General features: G+C 63.5%; 19 protein-coding genes. 11 read left to right on the top strand and 8 right to left on the bottom strand.

Translation table 11 applies throughout. The features are described from left to right. Positions 1-9 precede the first annotated feature (9 nt). Positions 10-222 (top strand): hypothetical protein, encoded by a 213-nt coding sequence (locus HG800_RS02990; protein ID WP_169973642.1) that lies wholly within the window; start codon positions 10-12, stop codon positions 220-222. Between the two features lie 128 nt (positions 223-350). Here HG800_RS02990 and HG800_RS02985 read toward each other — a convergent pair whose 3' ends face one another. Beyond that, on the bottom strand, positions 351-575 hold the full coding sequence (locus HG800_RS02985; protein WP_169973640.1) for a Trm112 family protein: 225 nt from the start codon (positions 573-575) through the stop codon (positions 351-353). A gap of 183 nt (positions 576-758) precedes the next feature. Here HG800_RS02985 and HG800_RS02980 point away from each other — a divergent pair, with 183 nt between their 5' ends. Further along, positions 759-2,030 (top strand): beta-ketoacyl-[acyl-carrier-protein] synthase family protein, encoded by a 1,272-nt coding sequence (locus HG800_RS02980; RefSeq protein ID WP_169973638.1) that lies wholly within the window; start codon positions 759-761, stop codon positions 2,028-2,030. On the opposite strand, the gene HG800_RS02975 is transcribed toward HG800_RS02980, so the two are convergent. After that, the gene (locus HG800_RS02975; protein WP_169974505.1) at positions 2,012-2,206 is read right to left on the bottom strand and encodes a DUF2256 domain-containing protein; all 195 of its coding nucleotides are present in this window, start codon (positions 2,204-2,206) and stop codon (positions 2,012-2,014) included. The two genes, HG800_RS02980 and HG800_RS02975, sit on opposite strands and share 19 nt — an antisense overlap. A gap of 156 nt (positions 2,207-2,362) precedes the next feature. On the opposite strand from HG800_RS02975, the gene HG800_RS02970 reads away from it, so the two are divergent. The 3 genes from HG800_RS02970 to HG800_RS02960 are packed head-to-tail and all read left to right on the top strand — an operon-like array spanning position 2,363 to position 3,743. Continuing rightward, positions 2,363-2,794 (top strand): Minf_1886 family protein, encoded by a 432-nt coding sequence (locus HG800_RS02970; protein WP_169973636.1) that lies wholly within the window; start codon positions 2,363-2,365, stop codon positions 2,792-2,794. Further along, positions 2,791-3,015 carry a hypothetical protein gene (locus HG800_RS02965; RefSeq protein ID WP_169973634.1) on the top strand — a complete coding sequence of 75 codons (225 nt, stop codon included), beginning with the start codon at positions 2,791-2,793 and terminating at the stop codon, positions 3,013-3,015. Before HG800_RS02970 ends, HG800_RS02965 begins: the two co-directional genes overlap by 4 nt. Continuing rightward, positions 3,015-3,743 (top strand): methyltransferase domain-containing protein, encoded by a 729-nt coding sequence (locus HG800_RS02960; protein WP_169973632.1) that lies wholly within the window; start codon positions 3,015-3,017, stop codon positions 3,741-3,743. The genes HG800_RS02965 and HG800_RS02960 overlap by 1 nt, the downstream gene beginning before the upstream one ends. A gap of 21 nt (positions 3,744-3,764) precedes the next feature. Here HG800_RS02960 and HG800_RS02955 read toward each other — a convergent pair whose 3' ends face one another. After that, a complete protein-coding gene (locus tag HG800_RS02955) occupies positions 3,765-5,015 on the bottom strand; it encodes an NAD(P)/FAD-dependent oxidoreductase (RefSeq protein ID WP_169973630.1) in 1,251 nt (416 codons plus the stop codon). A gap of 3 nt (positions 5,016-5,018) precedes the next feature. Further along, complete coding sequence (locus HG800_RS02950) at positions 5,019-5,726, bottom strand: J domain-containing protein (RefSeq protein WP_169973627.1); 708 nt, start codon at positions 5,724-5,726, stop codon at positions 5,019-5,021. Between the two features lie 377 nt (positions 5,727-6,103). On the opposite strand from HG800_RS02950, the gene HG800_RS02945 reads away from it, so the two are divergent. Continuing rightward, the gene (locus HG800_RS02945; RefSeq protein WP_169973624.1) at positions 6,104-6,385 is read left to right on the top strand and encodes a hypothetical protein; all 282 of its coding nucleotides are present in this window, start codon (positions 6,104-6,106) and stop codon (positions 6,383-6,385) included. A gap of 1,030 nt (positions 6,386-7,415) precedes the next feature. Then, positions 7,416-7,715 carry a TFIIB-type zinc ribbon-containing protein gene (locus HG800_RS02940; RefSeq protein WP_169973621.1) on the top strand — a complete coding sequence of 100 codons (300 nt, stop codon included), beginning with the start codon at positions 7,416-7,418 and terminating at the stop codon, positions 7,713-7,715. A 185-nt stretch (positions 7,716-7,900) separates the two neighbouring features. Here the strand turns inward: HG800_RS02940 and HG800_RS27890 are convergent, their stop codons facing one another. Then, on the bottom strand, positions 7,901-9,712 hold the full coding sequence (locus HG800_RS27890) for a sigma-70 family RNA polymerase sigma factor (protein ID WP_169973618.1): 1,812 nt from the start codon (positions 9,710-9,712) through the stop codon (positions 7,901-7,903). A 609-nt stretch (positions 9,713-10,321) separates the two neighbouring features. Here HG800_RS27890 and HG800_RS02930 point away from each other — a divergent pair. The 3 genes from HG800_RS02930 (at position 10,322) to HG800_RS02920 (ending at position 12,608) form a co-directional block, all read left to right on the top strand. Further along, positions 10,322-10,522 (top strand): hypothetical protein, encoded by a 201-nt coding sequence (locus HG800_RS02930; protein WP_169973615.1) that lies wholly within the window; start codon positions 10,322-10,324, stop codon positions 10,520-10,522. A 94-nt stretch (positions 10,523-10,616) separates the two neighbouring features. Next, positions 10,617-11,120, top strand: a complete 504-nt coding sequence (locus HG800_RS02925) for a hypothetical protein (protein ID WP_169973612.1) — start codon at positions 10,617-10,619, stop codon at positions 11,118-11,120. 1,101 nt (positions 11,121-12,221) lie between these two features. After that, on the top strand, positions 12,222-12,608 hold the full coding sequence (locus tag HG800_RS02920; protein ID WP_169973608.1) for a hypothetical protein: 387 nt from the start codon (positions 12,222-12,224) through the stop codon (positions 12,606-12,608). Positions 12,609-12,721: 113 nt separating this feature from the next. Here the strand turns inward: HG800_RS02920 and HG800_RS02915 are convergent, their stop codons facing one another. Further along, positions 12,722-12,919 (bottom strand): CsbD family protein, encoded by a 198-nt coding sequence (locus tag HG800_RS02915; protein WP_169973605.1) that lies wholly within the window; start codon positions 12,917-12,919, stop codon positions 12,722-12,724. 347 nt (positions 12,920-13,266) lie between these two features. Continuing rightward, positions 13,267-15,444, bottom strand: a complete 2,178-nt coding sequence (gene glgX, locus HG800_RS02910) for a glycogen debranching protein GlgX (protein WP_169973601.1) — start codon at positions 15,442-15,444, stop codon at positions 13,267-13,269. Positions 15,445-15,656: 212 nt separating this feature from the next. Here glgX and treY point away from each other — a divergent pair, with 212 nt between their 5' ends. Beyond that, a complete protein-coding gene (treY, locus tag HG800_RS02905; RefSeq protein ID WP_169973599.1) occupies positions 15,657-18,761 on the top strand; it encodes a malto-oligosyltrehalose synthase in 3,105 nt (1,034 codons plus the stop codon). Positions 18,762-18,832: 71 nt separating this feature from the next. On the opposite strand, the gene malQ is transcribed toward treY, so the two are convergent. After that, positions 18,833-20,434 (bottom strand): 4-alpha-glucanotransferase, encoded by a 1,602-nt coding sequence (malQ, locus tag HG800_RS02900; protein ID WP_169973597.1) that lies wholly within the window; start codon positions 20,432-20,434, stop codon positions 18,833-18,835. Positions 20,435-20,632: the final 198 nt, after the last annotated feature.

Here is a 20,632-nt window from a genome sequence, read left to right as displayed (position 1 = left end):
AGTACGCTCATGAATCTGGTCCGAATCGGTTCGATCTTCGTGAATTTCGATCGCGTCACGATGATCCGGAACCTGACCCCCGATCCTGAACACACCCAATTGCTCGTTCGCCTCGACTTTAGCGAAGGCCATCATCTTGACGTCACCTCCCATGCAACAGAGTTGCTGCAATGGGTTGAGCAACGGATGACCGACGTGAGTGACCCGCCGGTGGTCACCTGAGCCGCGATTGGCTCCAGACGCTCCAAACACATTCCTCAACGCGATCGGACCCGCGCTGGCGGGCAGATTCGGCCCTTGGTCAAGAGCAAGCATGCCCAATCTCCCGCCTCCGCGTCGTGCTTGACCGCTCAAACGGGATCGACCTTGGCAGCTCCCGCCTTCACACAATCAAGTTCCGAGAGGGAGTGGCACCCCTCTGGGAGTTCGGCCTCCTCGACCAGCATGTTCGGAATATCATCCTTGATGGCGAACCGGACCCCACACCGGGTGCAGACGAGGGTCTGATCTTCCAGCCGCAACGGAGCTTTGCCCATCGGGCAAACAAGTAAAGATAGCAATTCCTCGCTGATCATTGGAGCCTCGTTCCTCTTGGCTGGCGACCCCGCTCGGGCGGTCGTCGCTTCCCGTCGATGGCGTCTGGCCGTCATTATGGAGAACCAGGCCAGCCGACGGAAGTCGAATCTGGCCCTTGAGGAGGCTAAACGTGTTTGGCCTCTCGTCCTAGTCGCCCAGGTAAAGTTCCCAAGCGAGCAGCAATGCGCAACGTGCCGATTCGGCGAGTGGTCGTCACAGGATTAGGTGCCCTCAGTCCCAACGGTGTCGGAATCGACGCCTTCCGAAGCGCCCTCCGCGAGGGACGCAGCGGAGTGACGAGCGTCCAGGAGTTCGACACCTCTGCTCTCGGAAGCCGGATTGCCGGCGCAATCCGAGGGATCGACCTCCGCGACGCCATGGAGCCGAAACAACTCAAGGTCGTCAGCCGAACGGTCCCTCTGGCGATCCTCGCAGCCCGAGAGGCCATGACCGACGCCGGCTTCCCCCCGAACGACCTCGACCTCGACACGCGTCGCCAGATTGGTGTCTTGCTCGGCACCGGCGGTGGCGGCATCGCCTTTGTTGAGGAGCTATACGGCTACTACTACAAGGGGCAGCTCGAAAAAGCCACCGCCCTGGCCGTTCCGGCGGGAACGCCTGGGAACATCTCGTCGGAACTCTCCATCCAGCTCGGGGTCCGCGGCCCTTCTCACGTCATTTCGACCGGATGTACCTCCAGCACCGACGCCATCGGCTACGCCTTCCGCCGCGTCCAGTACGGCGAAACGCCGATCATGCTCACCGGAGGGTCCGATGCCCCGATCGCGCCGGCCATCATGCTCGGTTTCGATGTCATGGGGATCGTCTCCCGCAACTGGAACGACCAGCCCGAGCGCGCTTCCCGCCCCTTCAGCCGCGACCGCGACGGCTTCGTGCTGGGTGAGGGATCGTGGATGCTCTTGCTGGAGGAGCGCGAACACGCCCTCGCTCGCGGAGCCCGGATTTACGGTGAACTGCTCGGCTACGCCAGCACCTGCGACGCCTGGCACCGGGTCTCGATGTCGAGCGACCTCGACGAGCCGGTCCGCGCCGTCCAGCTCGCCCTGCAAGACGCCGACCTCTCGCCCACCGACATCGACTATGCCAACCTCCACGGTACCGCCACCCCCTTGAACGACCGGGTGGAAACCGCCGCCCTGAAGCGAGGGCTCGGCCCGCATGCCAGTGCCATCCCTATGTCCAGCACCAAGAGCATGATCGGACACCCCCAAGGAGCCTGCGGCGCCGCCGGCCTGGTCGCGACCCTACTCAGCCTCAATGCCGGATTCCTTCCGCCGACGATCAACTGCGAGGAACCCGACCCCGAATGCGATCTCGACTACATTCCCAACCAGTCCCGACCCGCCCAGGGCGCTCGGATCGCTCTTTGTAATTGCATGGGATTCGGATCAAAGAACTCCGTCCTGATCGTCCGTCAAGGAGACGAATCCTGAACGCCGTCCTTCTGCCCTCCTCGGCTCGATCGCCGGCAACGTTCGCTGCAATACACGACCTGTTCCCAGCAATCGCGCCATTTCCGACGATTCGAGAACGGCCGCCGGCACACCGGGCAGACCTTCGATTCGCCCGATGGCTCCGCTCGATCTCGCTTCCGCTGACGATCGGGCACGGTCTTGACCAGATACAACGCCTTTGAGACACGAACAGACCCATTCAAACCCGTTCGCTCGGCTCCACGAACGGGGGACAATCTGCTAGACTACCGCGACTCGGACCCGCGTGGAACGGCCAGAGGATTATTCGACGTTCGACCCAGAGGGCGATCATGAGTTTCCGCGAAGCGTTGGCCGGCGCGGTCGTCCGCGACCCTCGCTACACTGTTGATGCCTACGAGTTCGTCTTCGCCGCCCTCGACCTTGCCAAGGTCCGCAAGCGCAAGGCTCGCCGAGCCCGTGGCCTCGGCCAGAAACCTCGGGGAAAAGGTGAGTCCCGGCACGTCTCAGGCCGGGAGCTGAGCGAGGCCGCCCGAGACCTGGCGCTTGACCTCTACGGCCGACTTGCCCTCACCATTCTGTCGAGCTGGGGGCTCCGATCGACCTCGGATCTCGGCGAGATCGTGTACAACCTGATCGCTTCCGGCGACTTCGAACGCTCTGACGAGGACCAACGCAGCGACTTCGACAACGTCTACGACTTCGAGGCCGCACTCTGCCACGACTACGTCATCCCAATCGAGGAGTCGGAGGAAGAATCATGACCAAGGCTCAAGGTCAAGGCTCAATCACGCCTCCCCCCCGATCGTCCGGGCCGATCGTGACCCGCGTCCAGCGGCTTCGATTCTCGGCAACCCTGGTCGTGTTCGTGGCCTGGGTGGCGGGGCTCGGATTACTCGCGATCCGGTCCGACCCTCCTCGAACGCTCTCAGCCGACGATCGGGCACCCGGGGCGGCGGCGGCTCCAGATCCTCGGGAGGGATAATGCCCCGATCGCGCTCCTGGCTCGTTCCCGATCGCCGCTCCGACCCCGAGCTGATGGACGCCCCAGGCCTTCCCGCCGAGGAGGTGGCCGACGCCTACGCCGTCCTCCGTCGGGTCAACCGCCACCTTGGAAACAACCGGGTCATCGACCGCGAGGTCGCTCGCTTTCGAACCGAAGACCCGATCGGCACGACCGTCTCGCTGCTTGATGTCGGCTCAGGTTCGGGAGACATCCCGAGGCGGATCACCCGCCTGCTCGATCACCTCGGCCTCGACCGGCTCGTGCCGATCGCGCTCGACCGCGACCCAGTCGCCACCTCAATCGCCGGTTCCTCCTCCTTCGAGGGTCCGCCCGTCCATGTGGTTCGCGGAGACGCCCTGCGGCTGCCGTTCTCCGATCATTCGGTCGACCTCGTCACGGCGGTCAAGTTCGCCCACCATTTTGAAGGGAAAGCGCTGGCGAGGCTTCTCTCAGAAATGGCCCGGGTGGCCCGATGCCGGGTGGTCGTGCTCGACATCCGACGGCACTGGCTCGCCTACTGGGGGTTCGTCGCCTGGAGCCGCGTCTTCACCCGTAACCGTCTGGTCCGCTTCGATGGCCCCCTGTCCGTTCTCCGAGGGTTCACCGATCACGAACTGACCGAACTCGCCGCGACCATCGATGGATTTCAATGGTCTGTTCGACGCAATCTGGGATTTCAGATTTCTCTGATTGGAAAACGTAAATAATTAAAAAACATTTTTTAATATTCAACATGAAATTTTCCTTGGATCACGTGTCGCAGCGAATCCGAAGGAAAGTAAGGCATTGCCCCATCGGCCCAGAAGCGAGGCGGTGTCGATGAGCGACGGTTGGACCAGGGCATGATGGAAGGCGCGGCAGAGCATCACGCGGCGATCGAACCGGGCGTGCCAGGCCTGTTGCGCGGCTCGAAACGTGTCGGGTTGCATGTCGTTCCGGGCGAGGGCTTTGAGGACGAACGGAGCGATGACCTCGGCCCCCAGCATCGCCATCGTCAGGCCCTGGCCGCCGAGCGGATCGACGGTACCTCGGGCGTCTCCGCAGTAGAGAATGCCGGGCAGACGGGGCGAGGAGGCCTCAACCCGGACTCCGGCCACGGTCTTCCAGGGGCCTGTCGGCTCAGCGGCCTGCCAGAGTGCCGAGAGGGTGCGGTTGCCGGGGAAGACCGACGCGGCGAGGGCGTCGAGGTCGCCGCGATACGCTCGGGAGAGCCGTTCGGGAAGCAAGCCGCAGAGGTTCGTTCGGCCCCCTTCCACTCGGCAGGCCCCCACGTAACCGCCGGGCAAGAGATGCAGGCCGACTGTCCCCGACGGCTCGTCCCGGGCGTCGTCGGAAATTGTCAAATGCCGCTTCAGTCCGAACAGCCGGGGCCGAAGACCGGGCACGCTTCGGGGTCGTGTGGTTCCCGAGCGTCGGGTCAGGGCCGAGTGGCGGCCGTCGGCGGCGATGACCACCGAGGCCCGAGCGGCCACCGGCTTCCCCGAATCGCCTCGTCCCGAGACGCCGACGACCCGATCGCCGTCGAGGATCGGCCCCGAGACTCGGGTTCCTTCGAAGACCTCGACCCCAAGCGACCGCGCCTGATCGAGTAGAAGGGCGTCGAGCGCCGATCGGCTCAGGCCAAGCCCGACGCGGCCATCAGGACCGGCGACCTCGGCTTCGAGGGCCCGACCGCGGGGTGTGGTCAGACGGACGGCTCGGATCGGTCGGCCGCCGGATCGGGCCAGGCGATCGCCCGGAACGAGCCGATCGACCGCCTCGACCCCTTCGGGGCTGAGGTACTCGCCGCAAAGCTTATCTCTCGGAAATCGCCCGGCGTCGATCAGGGCGACCCGAGCCCCTGCCCTCGCCAGCAGGATCGCCATGGCCGATCCCGACGGACCCGCGCCGACGATCACCGCATCGAATGGACGACCGGCGTCGAGGCGATCGGCAGTAGCGGAGAAGGCGGTCGGGTGGTCAATCATCGGCAACGGCATCTCTCAATCAGTATCGCGCGGAATGATGATCTCTCGGATGCGCTGATTGACGCCAAGACCTCGGGCGTTCAAGGCGGTCCGAATCAGGTTGAATCCGCCGTAGCAGCGCTGGGCGGTTGGATAGCTGAGCCAGCCTTTGAAGGTGGTCGCCCCCTCGTCCTGCCAGCTACTGGTCGGCTGAGAGCGGACGAGGACATCGTTGAAGACCGCGGCGACCTTCGGGGCGATGGTGGTTCGGTCGGGTCCGGGCCCGGCCTCGTCGGGGATCGTGATGGGCCAACTGACGTTCAGGCTGCAACTGAGGTTGCGCTCGGAGGCGGGCAGGGCGATCACGTCGTAGGGATTTTCCAGCTCCATCCGGAGCAGCAGGAGTTCGACATCGACGAGCAAGGCGGGGTGCTCGACCTGGTCGCGGACCCCCTTGCGGACCGAGGCCCCTTCGGTGTCGGTCGGACGAGTCGTGACCGGATCGACAGTCGGGGCCGATCGAGGAGTCGGCGCGGAGGCTTCGGCGGCAAATCGTCCCGAGACCCGGGCTCGGCTGAGCACCTCGTACGACCGGGCGACGAGGCGGAAAGCCCACTCGTCTCCACCGAGATCGGGGTGATATTTCTTGCTCCGGGCCCGGTAGGCGTCTCGGATCTGCTCCAAGGATGCGTCGGTCCGCACCCCGAGCACCTGAGCGGGGTCGATCTCGAAGGTGTACGTCATGGTGGGTTCGGGACGATTTCACACAAAGGGAAGATGGAGGACAAGAAACGACGACGGAGATGCAACCGAATTCTCAGAAGCACTCAGTGTACGCAACCTCTAAGGTCTCGGGGAAGCCAAACCAATCTGTATCACGCATGTTGGATGCCACGGATCGACAACGGATGGTCTCGACGCGTCGAGCCGAAGGAAACGGAACGGAGCAATCGATCTGTCGCACGGGGAACGCTCATGGTACAGTAACCCCTTTGCCAGAACGGCAATGCCCCTGCCCGAACCTTCCCGGTTCTCTCGCCGGGCCGATCGTTGTATGGGGTTGCCCGCGATTGAAGAACCATCCCGACGCTGAGCCGGAATCCTTGAAGGAGTTGCCGACGATGGAGACGTTTGACCCGAAAGTCCTCCGCAAGCTGTTCCGCATGTCCGCCCGGACCAAGCGGCACTACGACGAGACCCGAGCCGCCTTGCGGGCCGAGCGCGTCGCCACCCCTCCCGGCCCCGGCAACCTCCGCGACCTGAAAGGCCAGGCCGACCGCGACGCCCTGCAGGCCACCTACGACGCCCTGACCTCGGAGCCGAAACTGGCCGAAGACGCCAAGCTCTACGACCACCTCTTCACCAAGGCTCACGGGAACGTCGCCGTCCGCACCGGGGGCTGACCCCGATCGCGTGATGCCACCCCCGGCCGACTTAATGACCCGATCGCCTTCCGCGTCTCGCGAAGGCGATCGAGGGTGGTCGGCTGCGCCCTCCTGGTTGAATCCGGGTGCGTCTGGAGATTGTCTGGGAGCTCGCTGAACGACCGCAACGGTTCAGGATCACCGTTCGATGTCTTGGTGAGACGGTGCGCTCCGAAATCGCGTGAATCTTCGGGGGATTTCTCTTGCGGTGTAACGCGTTGCGCCGATTCAAATGGGTTCGCTCCGTCACACGGAGCGTCCTCGATCGGGTTCGTTTCGCGCCGAACGCTCCGGGGTGATCGCCACCAATTCGGCACGATCGAAACCCCCAACGCGAGGACGGTGCGCCGTCTGGTGCGCTTCCGGTGCGCCCGGTGGTGCGCTTCTGGTGCGCCATCCGGTGCGCTTCTGGTGCGCCTCGCGAGAACGAATGCGGGAGCGATTTCTCGTTTCCGGGTGAGGGGTTCCGTCGATTGACCTCGGTTCGATTCGGGAAACGAGGCGCGGCGGGATCAGGTTTGTTTGGTGACGGGAGCCGGGCGTACTGGTTGGATCGAAGCGAATTCGGGCGAGGACATTCCGAACGGTTGAGCAGTTCGAGTTGCCAAAGAGGACTGACACACACGGGTTCCCCCTGGCCGTGAGCTTGCTCGTTGGCGAGCGTCGAGGAGGGGAGTCGAGACATCGGGATCGCACATGAGGTGCAACCCTTCTGTCTCTCTTGATTATGATCGTGGAATTGGGGATTGGCAGTCACCCAATTCATGGAAATTCCCAGAACCCCACCAAGTCGAGGCGAGACACCTCCGAAGCGAGTCGGCTGAACTATCAGGATGAATGGCCCGCGCGTACCCGATGGGCGAGTCGGTGGCGAGGCGTAAACGATGTCGAGTCTGCGAAGAGACACTGATCCGCGACGAATCTTCGAGAGGGTGTGTCTTTGAAGACTCGGCATACCCTCCAACAACTCGACACGCCCAACGGAACCTGGATTGACGAGGCACCACCGATGCAATGCCCCCACTGCAACATCGAACTGGCGATTGCTGATCGCCAGGGGATCGAGATCGACTACTGCCCGCGCTGCCGGGGCGTCTGGCTCGACCGCGGCGAGCTGGACAAGCTCATCGACCGCTCCGTCGCCGCGATCGGCGGCGGCGGCACCCGGCCGATCGACCGCGATGACGACGACCGCCGGGCGCGGCCCCCGTACCCCTCCGATCGGCCGAAAGAATATGACCGCGACGACGATTACGCGAAGCGTCGCCGCAAGAAGTCGTTCCTGGGCGAGCTGTTCGATTTCGACTGATGGATCGCCTGGCGGGGCTTTGGGAATCCCGATGGGGTGGAGGCCCCTCCCCATCGGGCCGCCGTGCTCATCCCCGATCGAGCCGTCGGAAGTGTCGAGTCCTCGAAGACGAAACGATCCGGGGCCGTTGGCAGATCGGTGTGTCTTCGAGGACTCGACACCCCCGACGTGAACCTGATCTCGCCTCAGCGGGTCGGATCGATCTCGAAAGGCCGATTCGTCGGGTCGGACGATCGCTCATCTTCCTCGCGGGGAGGGTGGATTTCGAACAGGAGCTGATCATCTTTGATAATAGTCGCCCCCTTATGGACCCCCAAGGCATGAAAGACGATGCCGTTAGAGGGGGCACGAATCTGGGCTTCCTTGATCGAACTTCTGATTTGGTCTTCACGCTCCTCTTCAAGTTCGAAGGCTGACAACTTGGTGTTTTCTTCGAACCTGGCCTTCTCGACCGTGTTTTCGAGCAATTTGATCTGCTTTTCAAGGGTAAGCGTCTGAAGAACTTCCAGGGCCTTCTGAACTTGCTTTAGGGCCAGCTCGGCACGCAGCACCTCGATTCGGGCCTCGGCGGCTGCGAGATTGGCTCGGAGTACGCCAATCCGGGCTTGGGCCGGTTCGAGCGTCTCCATTACTTCCTTGATCTCCTGGGCACCCTCAAGGCGCTCGAAGCGGGCAATCGCCAGTTCCAGCTCAGCCTCCGCAAGTTCGACCTCACCCAATGCGGCGAGTTCCTGCTGTGCGAACACCCCGTCGAGATACTCCCTCACGGCAAGCTCGGCGATCTCGCGTTCTTTGATCGCAAACGCGTATTCAGACTTGGCCTGTTCGGTCACAGGCTGCTGAGCCGCGAGCTGGTTGCGGAGGATCGTCGTGTCGAATTCGCAGAGGATTTGGCCCTTCATGACTGCGGTTCCCTCGGGGACGAGCATCTGAATGTCCATGGGACGATTTATCTCGGAGCGCACCTCGATCGGGGCGTCGTCGGGCATCAGTTGCTCATCGGGCGTGAGCTCGGGGGACGGTGCGGGGTCGTCTTGATCCGTAGCGAGCAGTGCCGAGGCGAACGGCTCAGGTGAGGGTGCGGCGTCCTGAAAAGACACTGCATTCGGTTTGCCCCAGGGGTTGAAGCCGGTAGCGCCGGCCCCCAGTCCAAGGACGGAAAGCGCGATGCCGCCGAGGGCGAGCGTCCGAAATGCGGAAATCATGAGCATGCTCCGAAGGGTTGAGGAGGCCAGGGGGACCGAGAGCGAGGCCAGCGAGACGCCTCGGGAGGCGACGGCGAGGCGGGAGGCGGCGGAGGCCCAGCCGATCGAGGCGAGGGAGGTGGCGGATGAGGTGAGCGGGACGGGGGCGAGCAGCAGAGAGGAGGCGGACGAGGGGGTCAGGCCGCGGCGGAGGAGCCGAGGGCGGAGGCGGTCGCGACCTCGGGAGAGGCGGGTGCGGAGGGTGGGCGTCGGGATGCCGAGGCGGGCGGACGCCTGGTCGTGGGTCATCCCCTGGAGGTAGCAGAGGACGAGCGGGTCGCGGTAGCGAGGCGGAAGGCGGTCGAGTTCGTCGTAGAGGACGTCCCAGTCGTCGGCGAGGGTGGGGTCGGGAGGGGCCTGGGTGAGTCGCGCCGAGGTGTGCTCGCTCAGGGAACGCTCGGCCTGGCGGCGGCGAGAGGCGCGGGTCCTGGCCCGCAGTGCCACGCGGCGTGCCACGCCGAAGAGCCAGGGGCCGACCGATCCGGTCTTCCGGATCGCCCCGGCCCGGCGGGCGAGGACGAGGAAGGTGGCCTGGTAGGCGTCGGCGGCGTCGTCCGGGTCGCCGAGGATGCTGAGGCACACGTGCCGGACCATCGGGCCGTGCCGCTCGACCAGCACCGCGAAAGCGCATTCGGCCTCGTCGGCCCTACCGTCGAGATAACGGCGGAGCAGGTCGCCATCGCTCATCGTACCCGCCGCGCCGATCGTGAAGAGGATGCGCAGCGGAGACGCGGCGGAAGATCGGTCATTCATGAACAGAGGCCCCCGAATCGCGGTCTTTCGTCCATAGTGCCGCGAAGGGGGGCGGGGTGCGTCACTTTTCTTCAGAATTCCCAGTCTCGTCCGGTCGGCCCCGATGACAACTCAGGTTCAGAGGTCCGGTGCCAAGGCTTTGGGCCGGGGTCATGCGATGGCTTGACGTCTGTCCGCTGGGGTCGTGTCGACCCGGCCCTTGAAGTTGTCGCCATGCGCCGGCCAAGGAGACGCAAGGGCGAAGGGTGCCGTGGATTCCGTCTTCGGAACCCGAGCAGCGGGCGTGGGGTCGGCGGGGTGGGACGGGCTCGAAGACGGAACCCGCGGTTGCGGCGCGCTTTGCGAACACGGGTTCGAAGACGATTTCGTGCCACCCTCCCAGAGGCCCTCGGCCTCGGTGCGGAGGGGGAGCGTGCGGATCACGATTATAAGGAGAGCCTGGTACACGGCCAGCGTGAGCCGGGCGCGGGCCTGGCAGGAGGCCGACTCGGCGAGAACGCGGCGTGCCTTGTGCGTGATGTGCGTCAGAACCGTATCGCCGTACACGTCCTGGATGACGGACCAGAGAAAGATTGTGAAGGGGCTCCGCCAATAATCACGATGCCAACGGTGGCCGACCTGCTTGCAGAGGCCGTCGACGGCCGCCTCGTCGAGATCAGGGCGGAGGTCTTGGCAGAGCCGGCACAGAGCAGTCTCAAGGCCTTGATCAGAGGCCGGTTCGCGCGGGCTGATGAAGCACCTTCAAGAGTGTCAATTTTTGTCTATTGCTGGAGCCACACCGACGAACACCTCAGCTGGTTCGTTGCTTGAATGGGTTGGGGTATCAGGTTATCCTGAAGCCGCGTTAGGAAGCGGCACAGGATCCTTGTTCAGGACAGGTGGCGGAAATCGGGGGAACGGGGGTATGCCGGTTAGCACGGATGTCAACCTCCCGAAGTCGCACCCTGCGGTCTTTCCGGATCGGTGCATTGCATGCGGGGTGGACGAGCCCGGCGTTTCCTATCGTGTCGGCACGAATGCCATTGGCTGGTGGACGCTGGCGTTCTGGAGCTTCGGCCGTCGGTTCACCGTCGATGTCCCCGCCTGCGAATCATGCCGCGACCGGATGCATCGGCAGCGGTGGTTCCGACTCGCGGTGAGCGCGGTTGGCGTGGTGATTGGGGTGGGCGTGGCGTTCTTCCTGCTCCAATGGTATGAGGGGCCGTTCAAGCGGTGGTTCGCGATGGGGATCGCCCTGGCCTGCTTGCTACCGGTGTTCCTCTGGGAGACGTTCTTCCCTCGGCCGATCGACCTGACGGCGTACTCGAACACCGTGGACTATGAGTTTCTCGACCCGGATTATGCGGAAGCGTTCGCGGAGCTCAACCGGATGCCCCAAGCGGACCCAAGGCCCGCTTCACTCACGTAACAGTGGCCCCGAGCCGCTGTACAGGGTTTGGGGAATGCGATCGGCTTCCCTCGGCGGGGCGGTCCGTTGAGCGCGGTGGTGAGGTGGACCAATCCAGCCATTCACGTTCTTTCCCAACAAGGAGGTTGCCATGTGCCGATTTTTTCTTTTCTTTCTCCTGCTTTTCGCGATCCCCGAGAGTGATGCCCAAGACTCGTTACGCAATTCGCATTGGCGTGTGATTTCGGTGGAACGTGCCGACACGCCGTCGGACGATTTCACGATCACGGAATCTCGTGATGACGGCTCGGCAACCACCCGATGCACCCTGGACTCGATTCAATTCACAAACAGTCGTGCAATCTTCTACGTTGGTTCCGAGGCCGCGCGGGTCATGCATCGGCTCAACGCGAGAACGAGCCGTCTTCCCCGTGGCAAAGACGGGCGCTTTCGCCTGACGATGCTGGGTCAGGAGCGGGATGCTTGGTACACAATCGACGGAGAACGCGTTGTCATCACGATCGAAGATTCCGAAGACGCCCCTCTCGTGATCAAGGCCGAAACATTCTCACAACACCCGATCGCTCAGTAATACGGCATCATCAACGGGCAGGGTGGCAGTCAACGCTGATCACCGTTCGGGGTAAGCGAACGAGAGGGTGACGTAACCCTTTTGCGATGGTGGATTCTCGCAACGGGTTTCCTACGTTCCCTGGTTCTCGCGCGACCTCTGGGGTGTCTTTGTGCGCAGAACACGCTGGCCGTTCACGAAGCCTGCGGGGGATTGGCGGGCCGTCGGGGAAACTGGCTCGCAGACCTTGCCATCACAGGTGAACGGCGAAGCATGGCACCCATTCCCCTGCCGGAACGCATCCCGAGGCGTTCAACGGGCCAGGTCGACATGACCCCAGCCAATCCGCCGGGTGCTCCAACGGTCAGGAAACGTGCCAGGGCATTGGGACAAGAATTGCACACAGAGAACAGGGGCAGTGGTGTCGGGCCGACCCGGCGCCCGGGGATTCTCCGAGAGTCACGGTGACCGTCAGGAGATGGCACGGGGCTCCGGGGGTCGCAGCCTGAACCTGAACCTGAAGCCGAGACACCGACCAAAGGAGCCACGCCGTGATCTTCAAACTGATGAGACGATTTGGATGGACGGCGAGCCTGGCCGTCTGCGCTGCTCTGATCGGGGCTGGATGCGATGACGGGCCCGGGGATCTTGACGACGACGATGAGAACGAGGTGATCGAAGAGATCGAGCCGTCGCCGGTGACCGTCCCGTCGACTGATCCTTACAGCGACGTGCCCCCGTCGGAGGTCGAGCCCAGCGATCTGCTACCTGAACCACGTACGACCGATGACACCCGGCCTGACGAGACGCCCATCACCACAGGGACCGAGCGCGACACGGCAACGCCGGAAAGCAACGATGATTCACAGCCCCAGCCGGAGGTCAGCGACGAGCCAGGCAACGACGAAGAACCTCAGGGTAACGACACCAACTCCTAATCACTCGTTACAGCGGGCGGGGACACCTGGGGCCAGGACGGCCCCAGCCCCCCCCAGAGCCGTTGCGGGTTAGCCGCTGCGTGTTGCGCTGGGGGAGGAATCGGGACGGGTCCTCACCAGGACTGGGTGACCTTGTCGATCTCCTTCTCTGCCTGATCACGGGCGTAGCCGTAGCGGGCCTGGAGCTTGCCGATGAGCTGGTCGCGCTTACCTTCGATCTCGTCGAGTTCGTCGTCGGTCAGGTCGCCCCACTTCTCCTTGACCTTGCCTTTGAACTGTTTCCAGTTGCCTTCGATCTGATCCCAATTCATGGGTGTGCTCCTTGATGAGAGTTGAGTGGAGCCTCCGTTGACCATCGAGGAGGCAGTTTCTCATGAGGGGCAACTCCTGTACCGAATCCATTCGGGGGATCGGCGATCTCCGCAAGATGCCAGGGGAGTTCCTTCGGGGTTCCTGGGGAGCATGCCCTGGGCACTGGAACGAAACGAATCGGTTTCTCCTTCGCTCCGCCGACTCGGGGGAGCGAGGAGGCAGTGTGAAAGGTGGAGGGAGCGGGGACGAGGCGCCGGGCTCGGCTCCGAACGCGAGGACCCCTCAACCCGGCCCTCTCTCCGCTCGCGGGAAGAGGGGGCCAGAAGCGATCGGGGAGAGAATCGCGTTAGCGGGCGATGAGGATGATGGTACTGCGAGGGGGGACCTCGTAGGAGTCGTCGGGGAGGAAGGCGGCTTCTTCCTGGGGGACGATGTCCTCGCCTTCGGGAAGGGAGGTGTCGACGACACGGTACCAGCGGCGGCCTTCTTGTTCGGGAAGCTCAACCTCGATGGGCTCCCAGAAGGCGTTGCTGGCGACGTAGATGGGGACGTCCCAGCGCTCCTCGGTCTCGAAGGCTTCGAGGGTCCAGGCGAGGAAGCGCGAGGTGCCGGAGAAATCCGGCTTCTCAGGCTCGACTCCGTGCCAGGTGATGTTGCGGAGGATCGGGGTCTCGTCTTCCTCGGAGGTCATGTAGCGCCAGCGACGAATGATTGAGTGCTTTTTGCGGAATTCGATGATGTGTTTCGTAAAGCGGTAGATCTCGCGGTGCTGCTTGAGGAGCTCCCAGTTGAGCCAGTTGAGGGAGTTGTCCTGGTAGACGGTGTTGTTGTTCCCCAGGGCCGATCGGCGCATCTCGTCGCCGTAGAGGAGCATGGGAGTGCCTTGCGAGAGGAAGAGCAAGGTGAGGAAGTTCTTGATCTGGGTGATGCGGAGGCGTTCGATCGTTTCTTTCCGCTCGTCGTCGAGGTCCTCGGCATCCTCAACCGGCCCCTCGTAGCCGCAGTTCCACGACTCGTTTTCGTTGTGGCCGTCGCGGTTGCCTTCGCCGTTGCGGATGTTGTGCTTTTCGTTGTAGGAGACGAGGTCGTTGAGCGTAAAGCCGTCGTGGCAGGTGACGAAGTTGATCGAGTGGTAAGGGGAGCGCTCGGAGTCGTCTGAGGGGGCGAAGAGGTCGTAGGAGCCGGCGACGCGGGTGGCCAGCTCGCCGGCGATGCCCAGGTCCCCTTTGAGGAACTTGCGGACGGCGTCGCGGAACTTGCCGTTCCACTCGGCCCAGCGGCGGTCGGAGAAGGAGCCGAGGCGGTACTGGCGGATCGACCAGGGCTCAGCGATGAGCTTGATCCGGGAGAGGACGGGGTCGGTCTCGATCTCCTCGATGATCGGGGTCTTCCCTTTTTCCTGGCCGTCGACGTCGATGGCGAAGACGGCGGCGAGGTCGAAGCGAAAGCCGTCGACGTGCATCTCCTCGACCCAGTAGCGCAGGCAGTCAAGAATAAACTTGCGCACCACGGGGTGGTTGCAGTTCAGGGTGTTGCCGCAGCCGGTGAAATCGTTGTAGAACTGAGGCTGGCCGGGCATCAACATGTAGTAGATGTTATTATCAAGCCCCTTGAAGCTGACGGTCGGGCCGTAGTGGTTCCCTTCTCGGGAGTGGTTGAAGACAACATCGAGGATAACCTCGATGTTGTTGCGATGGAGTTCCCGGACGAGCATTTTGAACTCGTCGACCTGAGCGCCGAGCTTGCCGTAGTAGCTGTAGTGGCTCTCGGGGGCGAAGAAGGCGACAGTGTTGTATCCCCAGGCGTTGGCCAGGCGTTCGCCGGTGACGGGGTCGCGGAAGGGGCCGTCGAAGCGGTCGAACTCGAAGATGGGGAGCAGTTCGACGGCGGTGACCCCCAGGTCCTTCAAATAGGGGATCTTTTCCATGAAGCCGCGGTAGGTGCCTTCGAAGTCGGTTTCGGAGGAGTGGTGGCGGGTGAAGCCGCGGACGTTGACTTCGTAGATGATCGATTCTTCGATGGGGATGTCGGGATGTTTGTCGCCTTGCCAGTCGAAGTCGGAGCGGTAGGCGATGCAACGGGGAGCGCCACCGAGGTTCGAGACCTTGCTGGGACGGAGGTGGCGGTCGGGGTCGTCGGGGTTGGTGTTGTCGTAGCCAAGGGGGTCGCCGTCGTTCCAGTCGAAGTCTCCGGAGATGGCCGGCGCGTAGGGGTCGAGCAGGACCTTGTGGGGGTTGAAGCGGGATCCGTCCTTGTCGGGGCGATAGGGGCCATCGGCACGATAGTTGTACAGGGTGCCGTTGGGTAAGCCTTCGACGAATAGGTGCCAGATATCGCCGGTCTTGTTGGCGGTGCGGGAGAACGGGATGACCACCGCCGGCTTGTCATCGGCGATGTTATCGAACAGGAGCAGTTCCATCCGAGTCGCACCCTGGGAATGGACCGCGAAGTTGATCCCGTCGGATCGGACGGTCGGCCCCAGTGGTTCTGGGTCTCCCGGATGAATGTCCTTGATCGTCGGCATCGGCGGCGACCGGGCGACGAAGCGCCCGCCCCAAGGTAAGATCGTTGTCCGGACGAGACAGAACACGACGCAAATCCCCACGCCGATTTCCCAGGGAAACGCGGCGTGGGGTGTCCAGTGGCCCAATCTAGCAAGTTTCGGTCCCTTTGTGCAGGGCTGCCGCCTCGACGTCTCTGGCTCCCGGCCCATCCTTCAGGTGAAAGCAATCGATCATGCCCCCACGACCCGACGACACCGAGCCACTGGCATCCGCAGACGACGCCCGCACATCCCACCCCATTGAAGCCAGGGCCGAGGCTCTGTTCCGGGCCGAGGCGGAGGCCGTGACCAAGACTCCGCTGCGGAGGCCCCGGGCGACCTATCGGCTCCAACTGCATCGGGACTTTCCCCTGTCGAAGGTTGAGGAGATTCTCGACTACCTCGACGATCTGGGCATTTCCGATGCGTATTTTTCGCCCTACCTTGCCGCAAGGCCTGGCAGCACGCACGGCTACGACGTGTTCGACCACGGGCAGATCAACCCCGAGATCGGCGACGAGACGACGCACGAGCGGCTCGTCTCGAAGATGCTCGATCGGGGGATGGGGCGGGTGATCGACGTCGTGCCGAACCACATGGGGATCACCGGCGGCAACCCGTTCTGGGCCGACCTGCTCGAGAACGGCAAGCAGGCGGCCTCGGCCCGGTACTTTGACGTGGACTGGTATCCGGTCAAGGAGGAGCTCGAAGGCCGGGTGTTACTGCCGGTGCTGGGCGATCAGTACGGCAAGGTGCTGGAAGACGGTCAGCTGGTCGTCGGTCGCACAGAGGGTTCGTTTCATCTGGATTACTTTGACCACCAGTTCCCGCTCTCGCCTCGGTCGTACGGGTTGATCCTCGGCCAACGGCCCGAGGTGCTGGATACGGTGCTCGAACCGGACGACGTGCGCTTGCTGGAGTTCCGAAGCGTCATCGCCGCAATCGAGAACCTTCCCCCCGGCGACGCCGAAGACGAGGAATCGGTTTCCCGATACCGTGCCGAGAAGGAGGTGATCAAGCACCGGATCGCCCGGCTCTGCGATCAATCACCGAAGCTGGCTGCGTTTATTGACGAGAATGTTGCCTTATTCCGGGGAGCGGTGGGTGACCCCCGCAGCTTCGACCTGTTACACGAACTGCTCGAACACCAAGTCTACCGCCTGGCCTACTGGCGGGTGGCGGCCGAGGAAATCAATTATCGAAGATTTTTTGACATCAATGATTTGGCTGGCGTACGGATTGAGGACCCGGAGGTTCTGGAAACGACGCATCGGCTGATCTTCGACTGGGTGGATCGCGGGGGGGTCTCGGCACTTCGGATCGACCACCCGGATGGCCTGGCCGATCCTGCGGGATACTTCACGAGGCTCCAGGAAACGCTGTTCGTTCGATCGTGTCTTCAGCGACTCAACAAGGAAGGGGACGACGCGGAGCGATCGGAGACCGAGCAACACCTGCGCGATCGCTTCCGATCGGCCGTCGAGGCCGAGCCCAATGGCCCGCTGGTGAGGCGATACCCGATCGTCGTTGAGAAGATTCTCAGCCGGGGGGAGGACCTTCCCGAGCGTTGGACGATTGACGGAACCGTCGGATACGAATATCTTAATTCGATCAATGGATTGTTCGTCGATCCGGAAGGTCAGGCGACCATCGAAACCTCATACGCCGAATTTACGGGGGACACCGAGCCCTGGCACGAGGTGGTATACGACGCGAAGCAGTTGATCTGTCGGGCCTCGCTCGCCAGCGAGCTGAACATGCTCGCCCGGCAGCTCAACCGGGTGAGCGAACACGATCGGAGAAGCCGGGACTTCACACTGAACGACCTGCGACGGGCCTTGCGCGAGGTGATTGCCTGCTTCCCGGTCTACCGGACGTATTTGAAGCCGGGCGAGCCGATGACCGAGCGTGATCGGGCCTACATCGACCAGGCCGTTTATCGAGCCAGGAGACGGAACCCGACGATTGATCCGTCGGTCTTCGAGTTCATCCGGGCGGCGCTCTTGCTGGAGCATCCGGAGGGGATCTCGACCGACGACATCGAGCAACGCGAGGCGTTCGTCATCCGCTTTCAGCAGACGACTGGCCCGGTGACAGCCAAGGGGGTCGAAGACACGGCCTTCTACCGGCAGATCAAGCTCGCGTCGCTCAACGAGGTGGGTGGCGAGCCAGCCCGGTTCGGGCACTCGCCGTCGTCCTTCCACGCGATCAACGCCCACCGACTGAACCTTTGGCCCGGTGGCTTCTCGACCACGGCCACGCACGACAACAAGCGCGGCGAGGACACGAGAATGCGGATCAACGTCCTCTCGGAACTGAGCGGCGAATGGCAGACCCACCTGACCCGCTGGGGATACTGGAACAAGACGAAGAAGACCGAGGTGCACGGCGCAGCGGCTCCGGATGCTCGGGAAGAGCACCTGTTTTATCAAACCTTGATTGGTGCCTGGCCCTTCAGTCCGTCGGACGAGGTGCCCGAAGGGCTGGTCGATCGCTTGCAGCAATACATGCTCAAGGCATTGAGAGAGGCGAAGCTCAACACCACCTGGACCGACCCCGACCCGTCGTACGGCGACGCGGTCTCGAAGTTTGTGGCCGACGTACTGACGGGAGAGGGGGCCGACGTCTTCCTCAAGGACTTCCTGCCCTTTCAGCGACGGGTGGCCCGGATCGGGGTCATCGGGTCGCTCGGTCAGGTCTTGCTCAAGGTTGCGTCCCCGGGGGTGCCGGATGTGTATCAAGGGTGTGACCTGTGGGATCTGGCTCTGGTTGATCCCGATAACCGCAGGCCGGTCGATTATGACCACCGTCGTCAGGCCCTGGCCGCGCTTCGCCAGGAGATTGCATCAGGCACGCCGCGCGATCAGCTTGCCGCTCGATTGCTGAACGATCCGGAGGACGGCCTGATCAAGCTCTATCTGCTCTGGACGGCACTCGGTCATCGGAAGGAGCACCCCGAGGTCTACTCGCACGGCGTCTATCGCCCGCTGGAGGCCGAGGGGGAGCGCAAGGGGAACGTCCTGTCGTTTGGCCGCTACCGAGACGGTCGGTACGCCGCGGTGGTTGTTCCCCGACTCGTCGCCGGGCTGATGGGGGAGGAAAGCATGAGCATGCCCGTCGGACCGGAAATCTGGGGAGATACGGTGCTCGCGCTCCCGGACTCGGGGCTTCCGAAACGCTGGCGGAACCTTCTGACTGACGAGGTGGTCGAACTTCAGAACGGCGAGGGTCGGCCGGTCCTGCCGATCGCCGAGATTTTCCGAACGATCCCGTTCGGCCTGATGGTGGAGCAGGAATGATCGGCGTTCTCCCGAACGCCAGGTTCCCGACTCTGGCCCCAGGCGAGGCTCGGGAACCCGGCGTGACGGAGTCACGATTCCAAGGGTTCCGGGGCGGCCGGGTCGGGAGCCGGCGAGATGCCGAGCCGTGTGCGGTACGGCCCGGGAACCTGGCCATTCCATCGGCCGAACAGGGCGGTCTGTTCGGCGAGCCACGACCGGCGTTCGGGGGTCAACTGCTCGATCCGAAATCGCCAGGTCCAGTTCCCCTCTCCCACGCCGGGGACGTTCATGCGGGCCTCGGTACCGAGGCCAAGGAAGTCCTGTAACGGGGCGATGGCCGTGTTGGCGACCGAGGCCCAGGCCAGGCGAATCATGCCGAGCGGGATGTCGTCGGCTTGCCCGGGGCCGAGGTAGCGGCGGACAAAGCGGCGCTCGGCCTCCATCTCCTCCAGAGGCTGAGTAGTCTTGCCGGGTTCGGCCTCGAACCAGCCGAGCGTGGTGTCGTTGTCGTGCGTCCCGGTGTAGGCAACGCAGTGCGGAATGTAACAGTGCGGTAAATACACATCTGCAAGGGGGTCGTTGCCGAAGGCGAACTGAAGCACTCGCATTCCCGGCAGCCCGAAGCGGTCGCGGAGTGCTTCGACCTCGGGGGTAATCACCCCCAGGTCCTCGGCGATGAGCGGGAGCCGCCCGCCGAGCGCTTTGCGAACGGCATCCAGGAGTTCGTCTCCGGGGGCGGGCTCCCACTCGCAGCGGTCATCGGCGGCGTTCTCGGCCTTCGCGGGAATGGCGTAGCAGGCTTCGAGGCCGCGGAAGTGGTCGAAGCGGAGCAGATCGAACCGGCCCAGGGCGGCGGCGATCCGACGGGACCACCAGGCAAAATCGTCTTTCAGGTGCGCTCCCCAGCGATAGAGCGGGTTTCCCCAGTCCTGGCCCAGTTCATTGAAGTAATCCGGGGGGACGCCGGCAGTGTGGGTCGGGGTGTTGTTGGCGTCGAGGCGGAACAAATCGCGGTGAGCCCAAACATCGGCACCGTCGAACGCGACGAAGATAGGCAGGTCGCCAATCAGGCCGATGCCGCGCTCGCGGCACCGTGCGCGGAAGTTGTGCCACTGCTGGTCGAAGATGTACTGCTCGAAGCGGCCGAAGGCGATCTCGTCGGCCAGCGCTTCGTCGATGCGTTGCAGGGCCTCGGGAACGCGATCGGCCAGGTCGCGGTCCCACTCGTTCCAGGGACGGTTGCCGAAGTGTTGCTTCAGGGCATTGTAGCGGCAGTAGTCCTCCAGCCAGTCGGCCGCTCGTCGGCGAAAGGCGAGAAACCCGTTGTCGGGCTGGAACCGCGAAAAGGCCAGACGGAGCAAGCGATCCTTCACCTCAATCACGGCGGCGAAATCGACCCGATCAACCGGGAAATCGGGCAGGTCGTCCAGCTCTGAGGCGTTCAGAAGCCCCTGTTCGACCAGGATGTCGGGCGCGATCAACAGCGGGCTGCCCGCGAAGGAGGACGGCGAGGCATAGGGAGAATTCCCCGCGCCGATCGGTCCGACCGGGAGCATTTGCCACCAGCGCTGGCCGGTCTCCGCCATCACGTCGAGAAACCAGTCCGAACCCCGGCCGAGATCGCCGATGCCGAACCGTCCGGGAAGCGAGGTCAGATGCAGCAAGATGCCACTGGCGCGTTGCAAATCCATCTCCAGGGTCGCTCCCGGTCAAGAGTCTCAAAAGGCGATTGAACGACCACGCGATTCGTGATCGAGCCGACCACTCACGCGAAACCAGGGGGGATTCCGCCAACACTGATGACGACACCCTAACTTCGCCTCGATGCTCCCGGAAGGTCGATTCTGATCGGGAGACGCCTTGGATCCATTCGATTCAAGTCTGTCGGC

The sequence above is a fragment of the Tautonia rosea genome (genome assembly GCF_012958305.1).
Lineage (GTDB): Bacteria > Planctomycetota > Planctomycetia > Isosphaerales > Isosphaeraceae > Tautonia > Tautonia rosea.
This window is presented reverse-complemented; position numbering and strand designations above follow the sequence as displayed.

Coding starts and splice junctions, on each gene's coding strand:
- HG800_RS02990 (WP_169973642.1), top strand. CDS start 10: ATGAATCTGGTCCGAATCGGTTCGATCTTCGTGAATTTCGATCGCGTC.
- HG800_RS02985 (WP_169973640.1), bottom strand. CDS start 575: ATGATCAGCGAGGAATTGCTATCTTTACTTGTTTGCCCGATGGGCAAA.
- HG800_RS02980 (WP_169973638.1), top strand. CDS start 759: ATGCGCAACGTGCCGATTCGGCGAGTGGTCGTCACAGGATTAGGTGCC.
- HG800_RS02970 (WP_169973636.1), top strand. CDS start 2,363: ATGAGTTTCCGCGAAGCGTTGGCCGGCGCGGTCGTCCGCGACCCTCGC.
- HG800_RS02965 (WP_169973634.1), top strand. CDS start 2,791: ATGACCAAGGCTCAAGGTCAAGGCTCAATCACGCCTCCCCCCCGATCG.
- HG800_RS02960 (WP_169973632.1), top strand. CDS start 3,015: ATGCCCCGATCGCGCTCCTGGCTCGTTCCCGATCGCCGCTCCGACCCC.
- HG800_RS02955 (WP_169973630.1), bottom strand. CDS start 5,015: ATGCCGTTGCCGATGATTGACCACCCGACCGCCTTCTCCGCTACTGCC.
- HG800_RS02950 (WP_169973627.1), bottom strand. CDS start 5,726: ATGACGTACACCTTCGAGATCGACCCCGCTCAGGTGCTCGGGGTGCGG.
- HG800_RS02945 (WP_169973624.1), top strand. CDS start 6,104: ATGGAGACGTTTGACCCGAAAGTCCTCCGCAAGCTGTTCCGCATGTCC.
- HG800_RS02940 (WP_169973621.1), top strand. CDS start 7,416: ATGCAATGCCCCCACTGCAACATCGAACTGGCGATTGCTGATCGCCAG.
- HG800_RS27890 (WP_169973618.1), bottom strand. CDS start 9,712: ATGAATGACCGATCTTCCGCCGCGTCTCCGCTGCGCATCCTCTTCACG.
- HG800_RS02925 (WP_169973612.1), top strand. CDS start 10,617: ATGCCGGTTAGCACGGATGTCAACCTCCCGAAGTCGCACCCTGCGGTC.
- HG800_RS02915 (WP_169973605.1), bottom strand. CDS start 12,919: ATGAATTGGGATCAGATCGAAGGCAACTGGAAACAGTTCAAAGGCAAG.
- glgX (WP_169973601.1), bottom strand. CDS start 15,444: ATGCCGACGATCAAGGACATTCATCCGGGAGACCCAGAACCACTGGGG.
- treY (WP_169973599.1), top strand. CDS start 15,657: ATGCCCCCACGACCCGACGACACCGAGCCACTGGCATCCGCAGACGAC.
- malQ (WP_169973597.1), bottom strand. CDS start 20,434: ATGGATTTGCAACGCGCCAGTGGCATCTTGCTGCATCTGACCTCGCTT.